Below are 14142 nucleotides of genomic sequence, written 5' to 3' on the forward strand. Positions count from 1 at the left end.
CGTTTTTTCTACAAAGTCCGCACAGCACTCAAGTCCATACGCCCGTCCTTCAATGGCGGGCACCAGTAATAGCCGCCATTAAGCGGGCGGCTGTAGCGATACAGCCCGTCGATGATGCCGTCTTCCATACCGCTCATACGACGCAGCTGAACTTCAAAGGCGTTCAGGGTGCGACCGAAGGCGACGAACATCAGGCCGGACTTGCCGTTTTCTGTCCACGGCATGGAGCGGCGCACGATAAAGGCTTCTGGCGAGAAGCTTTCTTGTGCCGTGCGTTTGACGTGGGCGGAGTCTGGAGCATCGTCCAGTTCTTCGTTGTCGCTCATGCGACGGCCCATGATGTTGTCCTGCTCCTCGGACGGCAGTGCGGCGAAGCCGTTCAGGTCATGCTGCCACTGCTGGATGGCAACAAAGCTGCCACCGTCCAGCCCTGCGCCAGCGTTCGCAACGATAGCGGCGTCGACAGCCGCTTCATCCACCGGGTTTTCTGTACCGTCTTCGTAGCCGGTCAGGTCACGGTCGGAGCCGTAACGGAAGCCTTCGGTCACTTGCAGCAGGTTGAAGGCAGGCGCCAGCGCCGCTTCGATGGCCTGGCTGCGATGCAGCAACTCACCACGGTCATCGCCCAGCAACCACAACCACAGGGCGTGTTGGGTCGACGGGTTTTCAACCATGGCGTTGAGTGCCGGAAACACGCGAAGCCCCGGGACTTTCGCGCCAAGTGCCAATACCAGCGGCGAGCCCAGACCCGCCACGACGCTTTTGCCGTCCACCCACGCAGACAAAACGTCCAGTGCAGCCGGCAATGCTTCTACTGACTTGAGGGCGAAAAACATATAGCGCGCCTGTGAAGGCACCGGTTTGGCAAGAATGCCTGGCTGGTAAAAGCTCATAGAAACTCCTTTTGGAAAGGAAAGAGTTTACCCCTCACCGGCATCTTTTCGGACAGCAGCGGTTATTTTTATCGCACAGATGACGCTTGGCTCAAAACCCATCGAAAAATCAGCGGATGAATGACTGCGCCTCGCAAGTCGCTCATGCTGGCGGTATCACAATCATAAGAAACCGAGGTACTTCCCATGGCCGCCGAGATTGCAGACAGCCGTTCTGCCCGCTTTGCCCTTCGCTGCTCGAACTTTGCCGAGCGCTGGTTCCCCGACTCGTGGGTGTTCGCCGCAGTTGCGGTGATCACAGTGACACTGGCCACTTTGTTTATGGGCGCCAAGCCCACCGATGCCGCGATGGCCTTTGGTGACGGATTCTGGAGCCTGATCCCGTTCACCATGCAAATGGCCTTCGTGGTCATTGGCGGCTATGTCGTGGCCAGCTCGCCCCCCGCCGTCAAGCTCATCGACAAACTGGCACAAGTGCCAAAAAACGGGCGTCAGGCCGTGTGCTGGGTGGCGCTGATTTCGATGGTCGCCTCGTTGCTCAACTGGGGGCTGTCGCTGGTGTTTGGCGGCTTGCTGGTGCGGGCGCTGGCACGTCGCACCAACCTGCGCATGGACTATCGCGCCGCCGGGGCTGCGGCCTATTTGGGGCTGGGTGCGGTGTGGGCACTGGGCTTGTCGTCTTCGGCCGCTCAGTTACAGGCCAACCCGGCCAGCCTGCCGCCGTCGATTCTTGCAATCACGGGGGTTATCCCCTTCACCGAGACGATCTTTCTTTGGCAATCAGGCGTGTTGCTGGCAGCCCTGGTCGTGGTGTCGCTCATCGTAGCCTACGCGACCGCGCCCGGCCCTGAGTCTGCCCGTGACGCTGCGGCCTGCGGCATTGACCCAAGCTTCAGCTCGCCAAAGTTGCCCCCGCGCACACGACCCGGCGAGTGGCTGGAGTACAGCCCGCTGTTGACCATTTTGCTGGTACTGCTGGCAGCGGGCTGGTTGTTCCATGAGTTTTCGACCAAACCTGCGATCAGCGCCATCTCCGGACTCAACACCTACAACTTTCTGTTTTTGATGCTCGGGGCTTTGCTGCACTGGCGGCCGCGCAGTTTTCTGAATGCGGTGACCAGCGCCGTGCCGACCACCACCGGGGTGATGATTCAGTTCCCGCTGTACGGTTCGATTGCGGCGCTGATGACAGTGGTCAAGGGAACTGACGGGCAAACCCTGGCCCATCACATCTCGACATTTTTTGTGCAGATCGCATCCCATGACACCTATGCGCTCTTGATGGGTGTCTATTCGGCGATTTTGGGGTTTTTCATTCCGTCGGGGGGCGGCAAGTGGATTATCGAAGCGCCCTATGTGATGCAAGTGGCCAATGACCTGGGGTACCACCTGGGTTGGGCTGTTCAGATTTACAACGCAGCCGAAGCGCTGCCCAACTTGATCAACCCGTTCTACATGCTGCCGCTGCTGGGCGTGCTGGGCCTGAAAGCGCGAGACTTGATCGGCTTTTCGTTTGTGCAGTTACTGGTGCACGCACCCCTGGTGCTGTTTTTGCTGTGGGCGCTGGGGACGACCCTGACGTATACGCCGCCAGTGATGCCGTAACCAAATGTGGGAGCGGACTTGCTCGCGATTCAGGCGGCGCGGTCATGCAGGAAAACCGCGTCGATACCATCGCGAGCAAGCCCGCTCCCACGGGTCAGGCATGCAACCTCAGATCGAACCCAGTGGACGCAGACGATACTGCGGCGGCAACTGGTCAAGACCGCTGATCGTGGTGTTCAGGCTTTTCCAGCGACCGTCCTTGATCCCGTAAATGCACCCGTGAACTGACAGCTTCTGCCCGCGATGCCAGGCATTTTGCACAATGTTGGTGTGACCGACGTTGGCCACTTGCTGGATCACGTTCAGCTCACACAGACGGTCTACCCGCTCTTCCTCGGTCGGCAACAGCGCCAGCACTTCGCGGTTTTCGTAATACAGGTCGCGAATGGAGCGCAGCCAACCATCGATCAGGCCCAGTTGCTGGTCCTTCATGGATGCGCGTACGCCGCCACAGCCATAGTGGCCGGTCACCAGAATATGTTTGACCTTCAACACATCGACCGCGTACTGGATCACCGACAGACAGTTCAAGTCAGTGTGCAGCACGACATTGGCCACGTTACGGTGCACAAAGAGATCACCGGGCAACATGCCGACAATTTCGTTGGCCGGTACACGGGCATCCGAACAACCAATCCACAGGTACTCAGGCGTTTGCTGGCGAGCCAGCTTGGCGAAGAAGTCAGGATCTTCCTGCTTGATCGCATCGGCCCAGCGCTCGTTGTTATCAATCAGATCTTGTAGTTCGTTCATGCTGTGAAGCCTCAAGAGTTGATGCGCTGCTTTGACAACCGACCTGCGGTCGAGGTCACGTCGTTCATCAATGTCATTCCGGCGGTCGGTCGGGTGGAATCTTCAACAATGGCTACAGTCATCGTATTAAGGCCCCATACGATGAGGAATTACCATGAATGATTCACGCCGCCCTTACGGGGCACCGCAACCCGCGCCCATAGACGATATAGAAGACGCCATGGGCTCCGTCGAGCCACTGAATTTTGATGACGACGACACGTACGAGCCCATCAGTGACCTGTTTATCAACGATGAAAAAGTCAAACACAGGGCGGTGCTGGATGATGAACTGGACTTGGGCCTCAATGACGACGACCTTGAGCAGGAGATGCTCATCCGCGAAGACGGTGCCCGCGATGCCAAGGAAGCCGCCCAGAGCCCGAACGGCGCTGCTGACTGGGATTTGAGCCTGGTCGACGAGGACGAAATAGGCGCCGGAAAAGGGCTGGATGAGGCAGAACTGGCGGAAATTGACCCGGTAGGACGCAAGCCTTGAAAGGTAAACCCTGTGGGAGCGGGCTTGCTCGCGATCGGATCAACACGGTTTGCCTGATAAACCGCAACGCCAGCATCGCGAGCAAGCCCGCGCCCACCTAACGACTTTTCGCCGTCAGTCGACCAGGGTGCAGGCCATCACCACCGCATCTTCACGACCACCTACCGCAGGGTAGTAGTCGCGGCGGCGGCCGATTTCGTTGAAGCCATAACGCTCATACAACTTGAACGCGGCCGTGTTGCTGTCACGCAGTTCGAGGAAGCATTCACGGGCTTCGTGCTGGTAGGCAATGGACATCAGGTGCTCAAGCAACTTGAGTCCCAGGCCTCGGCCCTGGCTTTCGGGCTTGACGGTGATGTTCAGCAAATGAGCTTCGTCGAGGATGATTTGCACCACGCCATGCCCCACTTGCTGCTCACCTTCAAACATCAGCCAGATGTGGTACTTGCCCAGACCGTCGAGAAAAATACCTCGGGTCCAGGGATGGCTGAAGGCGGCGTATTCAATTTTCAATACGGCATCAAGGTCCGCCTCGGTCATCGGGCGGAACGTTACGGCATCACTCATCGTTTTGTTTCCAGCGCGCCATCAGCTGGCGCATGGCTTGCCACACATCCGCTTTGCGTTGTGGCTCATCCATTAAAAGTTCAAGACCCGGCAACGCCCATGCGCAGCCCAGTCCTTCGATGTGGAGTTCGCGGTTGAACGCCTGTGCATCGGTCTCACCGGCAAAGCGCACGGCCGGCAGCCCCACCAGCCACAAACAGGCGCACTCGGCCTCTTCGAGGCGGGCCATGACAAAGCCCTGCACGAATTCGCGTGCAGCCTCAGGCCCCTGATCGACATTGCCACGGCGCAGCAACGGCCAGCGCACCGGCTCGCCAATGATCTGCGGACTATCGGGCAGCCCCGCCGCGCGCAGCATGTCCTTCAACAATAAATAGGCCGGATCACGACTCTGGAATGCACTGCCTGTGGGTAACTCCACCAGCACCAGGCATCGCCCGGCACGCAGCAATTGCAAGGCAAAGCGTGGCGGTGGCAGTTGCACGACCTTGGCCGGCACAGGCGCCGATTCAGCCTCAACCACGGGTTTGCTGACAGGCCGGCTGACCGAAGGCCGGGGCACTTCGATTTTTGGACGCTCCGCAGGTTTGCCCGGCGCGACCGCAGCCTTGACCACAGGTCGCGTGATGACAGGCTCGGCCGGTGGTTCGGGAAGTACCAGCAGCTCTGGCCGCGAAGGGGCGGCAAACGGCAGTTCAGTGCGCGGCAACCAGCTGACCACTTGCATGGCAGTCAAAAAAGCGCGGCGGCGGGACTCGTTCAACAAAGGTCGGCCATCTGTGGATAACTAAAGAGGGGGGATTCTACCGCCCTTCTGCCCTTCCCGCCTGCAGTTGATCCGCCAAGTGATGACTCGACCGCACGTTGCAGTACAATCGCGGCCTTTACTTGCCAATTGACTGGCCCTCCCATGATCGAACCCAAGCGCGTTTTACGTGCCCTCGCCGAGCACTGGGCACTCCTTGAGCCTTTGTGTGAACACTTCGACCAAGGCACCTTGAGCCTCAACGAACTGCGCCTGCAACTGGCCGCTCATCAGGTGGACAGCACACCACAAGACATCACCACCGTGCTCGACAGCTGGATCCGTCTGGACATACTGGTGCCAGTCGCAAAAAGCCCGAACCGCTTCGAGCTCAACGCGCAAATCCACGATTTTCTGGCGTATCTGAGGCACGAACATCGCCTTGGCCTGTGCCTGGAAATCGAAGCTTACCTGCGCCATCTGGAGCGTTTGGCCGGATATATCCAGGATGCGTTCGACATCCGTGACGGCCATGATCTGGCACGCCAGCTGCGCCTGCTCGACATGCGTGTACGTGATGTACTGAAGAAACTGGCGAACGATGAGCAAGCGTTGGTCGCCGTAGCCGAGCGGGCCAAGACCAGCGACCGGCAGATCCCGCTGCGCCAGCGCTACGCCGAAGTACTGGCGACGTGGGATGAGTATGTCGAACCCATGATTCAACTGGTCAACGCCGACGGCGCTTTTGAGCAAGGCGTACGCAAGGTTGAAATCGTGCTGCTGCGCATGCTCAGCGAGCAGCAACGACTCGGCCACCTGGTGGACGACGACATGCTGTTGCGCACCCATGCGCGCATCCTCGAAATGCAGACCAGCGCCCAGATGACCCTGCGCCATGCCCGTGAACTGCTACTGCCGCTGCGTGAAGAAGCCCGCCGGCATAACGCCGTAACCCGCGGTGCAGCGCTGGCGCTGGCAGCCATCCGGCGCAAGGGACTGGACGCGGTGCCTCAAGCCTCGATGCCGATGTTCACTCGCCCGCAAAGCACCTTCTTGGGCAGCGCCAGTCAGGTCGAGGCTTATGTCTATGCCCTGGCCCGCTTCGAGCCCAAACCCGCGAAATTCCCCAAGGCCCATAAAGTCCACCGGGGCGAAACACCCAAGGCCCCGCGCACGGTCAAGGAAATGCTCGACCGCTGCAGCGACGCGCTGCCGATGCCGGACTTGATGAACTGGCTGCTGGCACAAGAGCCGGACGGCGACACCGACGAATTGCTGTACTGGTTCTCCCGCCTGTCCCGTGAAAAACGCTTCGTGCGCGAACGCCTTGAGCGTCGCGATTACCACACCCACGAACATCGGGTCAGCCTGCGCTCATTCGCTTTGCTTTCTCACAGCGAAGATGCGACCCAGACCTCTGCGAGCCCCCTGCATGCATCTTGATCTTTCTGAACTGTCCCAGCTGGCACCGATTTTTCGTGAGCTGTTCAAGGGCTATCACGTCAGTCGCCGGGATCCTGAACTGTACGCGCAACTGTCGAACTTCCAGGATCAATACCGCACGCTGTTCAAAGCGCTGGGCTTTGAACTGGTGTGTGACACCCGCGGCTTCTATTACTTCGTACCCGAGACCGCCACTGCCCAGGTGAACAAGACCGCACAGCGTCTGGCGCTGTTCACCTTCATCATCGTCGAGCATCTGGCCGATCAGGGCCGCGACCCGATTGCCGTACTCGACGGAGGCAGCCTGGGCCGCGACGAGTTGCCCGCCTTGCTTGAAAAGTACCGCGACCTGTTTGTACAGGCCGAAGTCACCACCCATGAAGAGCTGGAAGAAAAGATCATGCGCCGCATGACCCAGCTCGGCTTTGCCAGTGAAGAACCCGGCATCTACCGCTTTCTGCCACCGATGCACCGGTTTCTGGATGTGTGCCTGTCGGTGCAGCAAGACCGCGATCTGGCAGCCAGCCTGCACAGCATCCTGCCTTTGCCGACACCGGTTCTGGTCGATGACGACATTGACGACGAAGCGGCTCTGGCCCGCGCCATCGCGGATGAACAACAGGAGATGGACGCATGAGCCAGGAACGCTACGGCATACGCCGCTTTGCCTTGCTGAACACCGCTGGATACAGCCTGGGCCTGTTCCCGCTGGAACATCCGCTGTCGGTATACGGGGCGAACAACCTCGGTAAATCCGCATCGATCAACGCTTTGCAGTTCCCGATTCTGGCGCGCATGTCAGACATGAGCTTTGGCAAATACAGCCTGGAGCAATCGCGGCGCTTCTACTTTGCCTCTGATACCAGCTACATCCTGGTCGAAGTCTCACTGCCCCACGGTCCCCATGTGATCGGTGTAGTGGGACGCGGGCCCGGCGGTGGCTTCGGGCACCAGTTTTTCGCCTATGCGGGCAAGCTGGACCTGGCTCACTACCAAAAAGACGACACCTGCCTGCGCCAGAAAGAACTGTTCAATAACCTTGAGCGCAATGGCCTCAAAGCCTACGAACTCAAGCCTGATGAACTACGTCGTTTGCTGGTGGGTGGGCATACCTCTATTCCGCTGGATCTGACACTGATCCCCCTGCGCTCCACAAGTGAACAGAGCCTCAAAACGTTCCGCGCACTGTTTATCAACCTGCTGCATATGCGCGAAATCACCGCTGCCAAGCTCAAGCAGCTGTTTCTCGATGCGTTTGAACACAGTCTGCGCTCGGGTAGCGTTGACTACATCGCCGCGTGTGAAGAAGCTTTTCGCGATGTGCGACGTATGGAGCAGGACTACAACGCACTGGTCGGCGCCGGGCCCTTGGTTGAGTCACTGGCTGCCGGCGTTCGTCAGCGCGACCTGTTGCGCGGCAAGCTGCATCGCCTGTCGCCGCTGCTGGACTCTTTGCTCGGCACCTGGCAGGACTACGCCGGGGCTCGCAAGGAAGAGCTGCTGATTCAGTCCGAGCACTACCGCAACGAGCAGGACGCCCTGCAAAACGATCAGCGCAGCAGCACCCAGGAGCTGATGCGCCTGGAGCGGGAAATCGCCGGTACTCAACGCTGGCTGGGCGAGTTGTCGGTGCTCAAGCACCGCTTTGCCCTGGTTGACGACGTGAAGGTACTGGAGCAGCAACTGCTGAGTGCCAAGGACGCCCATGACGAACTGGCAGGCGCGCTGGCGCAATCACGCCAGTTCAGTGCCGAGGATCTGGACGAGCGTTTGCGCGACCTGGAAAAACGCCTCAAGTCCGTCAAACAACAACTCGATCACGCCGATAACAACAGTTATGCCCGCCTGCGCGAAGAGTTTTCGCAGCAGGATGTGGAGCGCCTGATGCGCCTGTTCAACAGCGCCCTGTTCAGCTTGCCGTTGGGCGAGCACGGGATTGCGCTGGATGACAGCGATGCCTGGGTCAAGTCGCTGGAATTGATTCTCGACGGTTTCAAGGGCGAGCGCTTTGAGGCCCCGGGCCTGTCCATCGACCTCAGCCACATTGAGCCTCCTGCCCTGCAGGCGCTGGCTGACCGGGCGGCATTGCGCGAGCAGAAAGAGCGTCTGGAAAAAGAACTCAAGCAACTGAAAACCCAGCAAGCCGTCACGTCGGATCGCGCCGCGAGCAAAACCGAAGCCGAGTCGTTGTATCAGCAAGTGCTGGATGCGCAGAAGGCCCTTGAAGACTTCCGCCGTAGTCAGACGCTGGGTGCCGAGGAAGGCGAAAAGCTTGAGCAACTGGCCCAGGCCGAAGCCGCGCAAGACGAGCTGAAGCGCTCCAGCGATGCCTTTACCGAGCGCGTGCAGCAATTGTCTGCCAAGTTGCAGTTGGTCGGGCGCCAGATCGGTGACATGGAAGCCAAGCAGCGAACCCTGGATGACAGCTTGCGTCGACGCCAATTACTGCCCGCTGACTTGCCCTTCGGTACGCCGTTTATGGACCCGGTCGATGACTCGATGGACAACCTGCTGCCATTGCTCAACGACTATCAGGACAGCTGGCAGGGCCTGTTGCGCTGCGATGGCCAGATCGAAGCCCTGTATGCGCAGGTGCGCCTCAAAGGCGTGGCCAAGTTCGACAGCGAAGACGATATGGAGCGGCGCCTGCAGTTGTTGATCAACGCTTACGCACACCGCACCGAAGAAGCGTTGACCCTGGGCAAGGCGCGCCGGGCGGCAGTGACTGACATCGCCCGTACACTACGCAACATCCGCAGCGACTACGACAGCCTTGAGCATCAACTGGCACTGTTCAACCGCGAGATCAACAAGCGCCAGGTGTCCAACCTCAAGAGCTTCCGCATTGTGCTGGCCCCCAACAAGGAGGCGCTCAAGCATATCGATCAGATTATCCACAGCGCCGGTCAGTACGAAGAAGGCGAAACCCTGTCGGTGTTCGACCTCAGCCAGAGTGCCGAGCAGGACAACAAGAACGAAGAGGCCAAGGAATATCTGGCGCGACTGGTAGCAGCCAACCACAACCAGTTGGGGCTCAAGGACTTGTTTGAGCTGGCGTTCGAGATCACCAAGGTCAATGGCCAGCCGGTGATCCATACCGATATCGACGGGGCGGCATCCAACGGTACGACCATGACGATCAAGGCGCTGACCAACATGTATTTGTTGCTGCACTTGATGGATCGCGATCAAGCGGGCCGTATCCGCTTGCCGTACTACCTGGACGAAGCCGCGGACATTGACGAGAAAAACCAGACTGCCTTGTTGGAAACCAGCTTGCAGCTGGGCTTCGTGCCAATTCTGGCCAGCGTGAAACCCCAGGTCTGCGCCCATGTGGCGATTGACCTTGAAGGCGGTAGCGGGCCTAACGGGATTTACATCGATGAAGACGACTGGAAGTACATTCGTCGCCATGATGAGGTCAAGCCTGATGCGGTGGCCGCTGTGCAAGAGCCTGAACTGGATGAAGTCTGAGGCTCAATTCTGGACATAAAAAAACCGCGATCACTGATCGCGGTTTTTTTTGGTGCTTATTTGCCTAGCTGGATCTTCGGCGCCCATTGCAGCCACTCGTCTTCGAACTTGTCGAAGAGCGGGAAGGTTTGCTCGGGGCGGGCCTGATTACCCATCTTGTCATCACCCGGGGTAGCGAATGCAATGCCGCCCTGGACCAGGGTTTCCAGCGACTCGGTACGAATCGTTGCCCCTTTGAACAGGCCGAAGTCGACACCAAAACCGCTGGTGTTCCAGAAGCGGCTACCGGTGCGCACCAACGGCGCGTAACGGGGCTCGATCAGGATGTGTACCAGCACGCGATCGGCGGTGCTACCCAGCTCATAGCCCGTCACCTTGCCCACGGTGACTTCGCGGTAGGTAACAGGCACGCCCTCTTTGAGCGAGCCACGGCGGGCAGCGCTCAAAACAAGGCTCAACCCGGCCTGGGGAACGGCAGCATCCGGTGCCTGCTCCAGCGCTACAAAGCTGGTCTGGCGGCCCAGTTGCTTGATTGCGGGCTGCACTTCCAGGTACTGGCCTGTCACCAGGGTTTCGAGGTTCGCCGTTTTCATCAGCCCCAATTCTGGCTTGACCACCCAGAACTGGCTGCCGACCCGCGCAATGCGCTCCGGGACTTCGGTAATGCGCGCCTTGAGCATGACCGACTGCAAATCCTGGCTCAGGTCGACGCTTTCGATCTTGCCCACATCCAGCCCCTTGAAACGAATAGGTGTGCCCTCTCGCAGCCCATCGGCACGAGCCACCTTGATCGTAACGGCTACACCCTGCTGCATCGCGGCATCACGGTCAGTAAACAGGCGGAAGCGCGGGATCCGTTTTTGCAGCGGCGCGGTGGCCTCCGGGGTTTCAAAAGCAATCCCGCCAGCCATCAGGCTTTGCAGGGATTCACTCTTGACCTGAATCCCGCCGGTCAGGCCGCCGGTGAGCGTGATACCGCTGGCATTCCAGAAGCGAGTCGAGGCATTGACCAGGTTTTCGTATTCCTTCTCGATATGTACCCCAATCACGAGCTGCTTTTTCGTGCGAGAGAACTGATAGCTCTGCACTGAACCGACTTTGACCTGCTTGTAGAGAATCGGGCTGCCAACATCCAGCGAACCCAGGTTCTCGGTAAAGAGCACCATGTGCAGGCCCGGCGAACGCAGGTCCAGCGGTGGCGCTTTTGGCCGTGCGACAAATTCACGCTCGGGGGTGCTGCCCTTGTCACCCGGACGAATGGCGATGTAGTTACCCTTTACCAATGCCTCCAGCCCGGTGATACCGGCCAGGGAGATCGACGGCTTGACCACCCAGAACTGAGTCCCTTGCACCAGATAGTCTTCGGCCAACGGGTCGAGGGTCAGCTCGGCGCTAGCGCTGGTCAGGTCCGGATCGACCTTGAGGCCCTTGAGGCTGCCGACCTGTATGCCTTTGTACATGACCGGTGTGCGACCCGCCTGCAGGCCCTCGAAGTCGCTGAGCTTAACTTTGACCTTGATCCCGGCCTGGGCGGCATCGAAATCCTCATAGAGCCTGAACGGCAGGTTCGAGTCGGTAGGCGGGCTGTCTTTGCGGTTTTCAGGAGTAGCGAACGCAATACCACCCGCGACGATGCTGGCAAGGGACTCGCTGCGCAGCTTCACACCTGACAGGTTGGCGTCGATGCTGATCCCGCTGGCATTCCAGAAACGCGTGTGTTTGCGCACAAGATTGGCGTAGGTAGGCTCGATAAAGACTTTGATCTCGACCGTACTCTGGTCTTCCGAGAGCACGTAGCTTTTGATCTGGCCGACCTGGATTTGCTTATAGAAAACCGGGCTGCCACGGTTCAGCGAGCCGAGACGCTCAGCCTTGAGGGTCAGGTGAAGGCCGGGCACAGCATCTGACAGGGGCGGCTCTTGCGACAGTGCCTTGAACTTGCGCGCAGGCTCTCCATCGGAAGGACTCACGGCGATGTAGTTACCCGAGACCAGGGTTTCGAGCCCCGTGATACCGGCCAATGACACGCTGGGCTTGACCAGCCAGAAGCGGGTGTTGGTCTTCAGGTATTGCTCGACGTCCTTGTCCATCTCGACCGTGGCAATTACACCCTTGTTCGGACCGTCTTCATCCAGGGCCAGGGTCTTGACCTTGCCCACAGGCATGCCTTTGTAGACCACTTCGGTCTTGTTGGCGACGATGCCTTCACCACTTTCAAAGCGCACTTGAATATCGATGCCGGTTTGGCTGTAGGCACGCCACCCCAGCCAGCCACCAATGATCAGGGCAATAAGCGGGAGGATCCAGATCGCCGACCAGTTCGAAGCCGGGCGGGTTTTAGCGGTAGGCAAGTCACTCATGGTCGTCGTCCGACTCCGTATTGTCCCAAATCAGTCGGGGATCAAAAGTTACAGCTGCAAGCATCGTCAGCACCACCACACTGGCAAAAGCCACCGCGCCCAGATTGGCCTCGATGCTGGCTATGCGTCCAAAGTTCACCACGGCCACCAAAATGGCGATGACGAAAATATCCAACATTGACCAACGGCCAATGAACTCAATAAAGCGATACATGATGATACGTTGCCGCGCAGACAACGGTTGATGGCGCTGCACGGAAAACAACAGCAAGGCAATGCCGACCAGCTTGAAAGTGGGCACCAGAATACTTGCCACAAACACGACGGCCGCAATCGGAATCATGCCGTGCTGCACCAGCTCGATGACACCCGCCATGATAGTGCTCGGGGAGCCTTGGCCCAATGAATTGACGGTCATGATCGGCAGCAGGTTGGCCGGAATGTAGAGAATGGCCGAGGTCAGCAGTAATGCCCAGGTGCGCATCAGGCTGTCAGGGCGACGCGCATGGACCAGTGCGCCGCAGCGAGTGCAGGTCTGCTCGTCGGTTTCGGGGTCTTGCCTGTTGAGTTCGTGACACTCGCCACAGATCAAGATACCCGCATCAATCGCCCGCATGAACATCCTCCCCGGACAATGCCTGCCAAATCTGGTGAGGTGACATCACAACCTCCAGCCAAACCTGTACCAGCAATAAGCTCACAAAACAGACCAAACCCAGGCCAAGGCTCAGCTCAGCCAGATCGGCCAGTTTCACAATCGCCACCAGCACCCCCATCAGGTACACCTCAAGCATGCCCCAGTCACGCAAGTGATGATAAATGCGGTAAATGAGCAACCCGTAGCTGCGCCCTACATTCCAGCGAATGCTGAGCAGCACGGCGAGCTGGCAGAGCAACTTGAGTAGCGGAATCCCCATACTGCACAGGAACACCACCACCGCTATGCCTTGCATGCCGGTGTTGAACAAACCAAGCACACCACTCCAGACCGTGTCTTGCGACGCCTGGCCCAGCAGGTTGAGCTGCATGATGGGTAAAAAGTTCGCAGGTATGTAGAGCAACAATGCGGCGATCACAAGCGCAAGGCTGCGTTCGACCACCTTGTACCTGTGAGCATAGAGTTCGTAACCGCAGCGCGGGCATTGGGCTTTCTCACCGAGAGCAAGATGCGGCTTGCGCATCAACAAATCGCACTCATGACAGGCCACCAACTCGTCCAGCGGTAATTCTGACACCCCGCGGGGGTCAACCGGATCTGGCATAAAGGGAGTCTCTGGCTCAGAAATTGACTGAGTCTATTCTAGTGCGCGGACTACAAAATAACTGTGCATATTTGTAGGACTTTAGATGCAGCCGAACTGAAGAGCGGTTTAGCCGGGTTTTGGACTTACCACCACTTTTCTCGGCCCAAAAACAAACCCCCTGTCTGCGTTAGCAGACAGGGGGTTTGGAATTTAATCTTGACGATGACCTACTCTCACATGGGGAAACCCCACACTACCATCGGCGATGCATCGTTTCACTTCTGAGTTCGGGATGGGATCAGGTGGTTCCAATGCTCTATGGTCGTCAAGAAATTCGGTAGCCAGGTCGTTCACCTTTCGGTTCACGCTCCAGCGAATGGGTATGTAATAGTCTGGTGTTTTGTGAGTCGCAAACTTTCGGTTTGTATCGTCTTCACACACCGCAATCTGGTCTCTTCGACGCAAATTGCTTGGGTGTTATATGGTCAAGCCTCACGGGCAATTAGTATTGGTTAGCTCA

12 protein-coding genes and 1 rRNA gene are annotated in these 14142 nt (G+C 58.5%); 5 read left to right on the plus strand and 8 right to left on the minus strand.

Annotation, left to right across the window (positions count from 1 at the left end; genetic code table 11):
- Positions 1 to 8: 8 nt before the first annotated feature.
- A complete protein-coding gene (locus AACY07_RS03125) occupies positions 9 to 893 on the minus strand; it encodes a Dyp-type peroxidase (RefSeq protein WP_339473414.1) in 885 nt (294 codons plus the stop codon).
- A gap of 186 nt (positions 894 to 1079) precedes the next feature.
- Here AACY07_RS03125 and AACY07_RS03130 point away from each other — a divergent pair, with 186 nt between their 5' ends.
- Complete coding sequence (locus AACY07_RS03130) at positions 1080 to 2498, plus strand: short-chain fatty acid transporter (protein WP_339473415.1); 1419 nt, start codon at positions 1080 to 1082, stop codon at positions 2496 to 2498.
- A gap of 108 nt (positions 2499 to 2606) precedes the next feature.
- Here the strand turns inward: AACY07_RS03130 and can are convergent, their stop codons facing one another.
- Positions 2607 to 3251: a carbonate dehydratase gene (gene can, locus AACY07_RS03135; protein WP_019825187.1), complete on the minus strand. Its 645-nt coding sequence runs from the start codon at positions 3249 to 3251 to the stop codon at positions 2607 to 2609.
- Positions 3252 to 3405: 154 nt separating this feature from the next.
- On the opposite strand from can, the gene AACY07_RS03140 reads away from it, so the two are divergent.
- A complete protein-coding gene (locus AACY07_RS03140) occupies positions 3406 to 3789 on the plus strand; it encodes a serine kinase/phosphatase (RefSeq protein WP_339473417.1) in 384 nt (127 codons plus the stop codon).
- 114 nt (positions 3790 to 3903) lie between these two features.
- Here AACY07_RS03140 and rimI read toward each other — a convergent pair whose 3' ends face one another.
- Together rimI and AACY07_RS03150 are read right to left on the minus strand one after the other, a co-directional pair.
- Positions 3904 to 4356: a ribosomal protein S18-alanine N-acetyltransferase gene (gene rimI / locus AACY07_RS03145; RefSeq protein ID WP_016781701.1), complete on the minus strand. Its 453-nt coding sequence runs from the start codon at positions 4354 to 4356 to the stop codon at positions 3904 to 3906.
- Entirely contained in the window at positions 4349 to 5122 is a 774-nt protein-coding gene (locus AACY07_RS03150; RefSeq protein WP_339473418.1) for an energy transducer TonB, read from the minus strand. Before AACY07_RS03150 ends, rimI begins: the two co-directional genes overlap by 8 nt.
- A gap of 144 nt (positions 5123 to 5266) precedes the next feature.
- On the opposite strand from AACY07_RS03150, the gene mksB reads away from it, so the two are divergent.
- The 3 genes from mksB to mksF are packed head-to-tail and all read left to right on the plus strand — an operon-like array spanning position 5267 to position 10018.
- Positions 5267 to 6544, plus strand: coding sequence for an Mks condensin complex protein MksB (gene mksB / locus AACY07_RS03155; protein WP_133076457.1), 1278 nt, complete (start codon positions 5267 to 5269; stop codon positions 6542 to 6544).
- Positions 6534 to 7181, plus strand: coding sequence for an Mks condensin complex protein MksE (gene mksE, locus AACY07_RS03160; RefSeq protein WP_133076458.1), 648 nt, complete (start codon positions 6534 to 6536; stop codon positions 7179 to 7181). Before mksB ends, mksE begins: the two co-directional genes overlap by 11 nt.
- Positions 7178 to 10018: an Mks condensin complex protein MksF gene (gene mksF, locus AACY07_RS03165; RefSeq protein ID WP_339473421.1), complete on the plus strand. Its 2841-nt coding sequence runs from the start codon at positions 7178 to 7180 to the stop codon at positions 10016 to 10018. The genes mksE and mksF overlap by 4 nt, the downstream gene beginning before the upstream one ends.
- A 56-nt stretch (positions 10019 to 10074) precedes the next feature.
- Here the strand turns inward: mksF and AACY07_RS03170 are convergent, their stop codons facing one another.
- From AACY07_RS03170 to rrf, 4 genes are all read right to left on the minus strand, one after another.
- Positions 10075 to 12378: a PqiB family protein gene (locus tag AACY07_RS03170; RefSeq protein ID WP_339473422.1), complete on the minus strand. Its 2304-nt coding sequence runs from the start codon at positions 12376 to 12378 to the stop codon at positions 10075 to 10077.
- Entirely contained in the window at positions 12371 to 12994 is a 624-nt protein-coding gene (locus AACY07_RS03175) for a paraquat-inducible protein A (RefSeq protein WP_095003217.1), read from the minus strand. The genes AACY07_RS03170 and AACY07_RS03175 overlap by 8 nt, the downstream gene beginning before the upstream one ends.
- A complete protein-coding gene (locus tag AACY07_RS03180) occupies positions 12981 to 13640 on the minus strand; it encodes a paraquat-inducible protein A (protein ID WP_326427380.1) in 660 nt (219 codons plus the stop codon). The genes AACY07_RS03175 and AACY07_RS03180 overlap by 14 nt, the downstream gene beginning before the upstream one ends.
- 196 nt (positions 13641 to 13836) lie before the next feature.
- Positions 13837 to 13952 (minus strand): 5S ribosomal RNA (rrf, locus tag AACY07_RS03185).
- Between the last annotated feature and the right edge of the window lie 190 nt (positions 13953 to 14142).

Source organism: Pseudomonas sp. RL_5y_Pfl2_69, assembly GCF_963970465.1.
In the GTDB taxonomy this organism is placed as follows: domain Bacteria; phylum Pseudomonadota; class Gammaproteobacteria; order Pseudomonadales; family Pseudomonadaceae; genus Aquipseudomonas.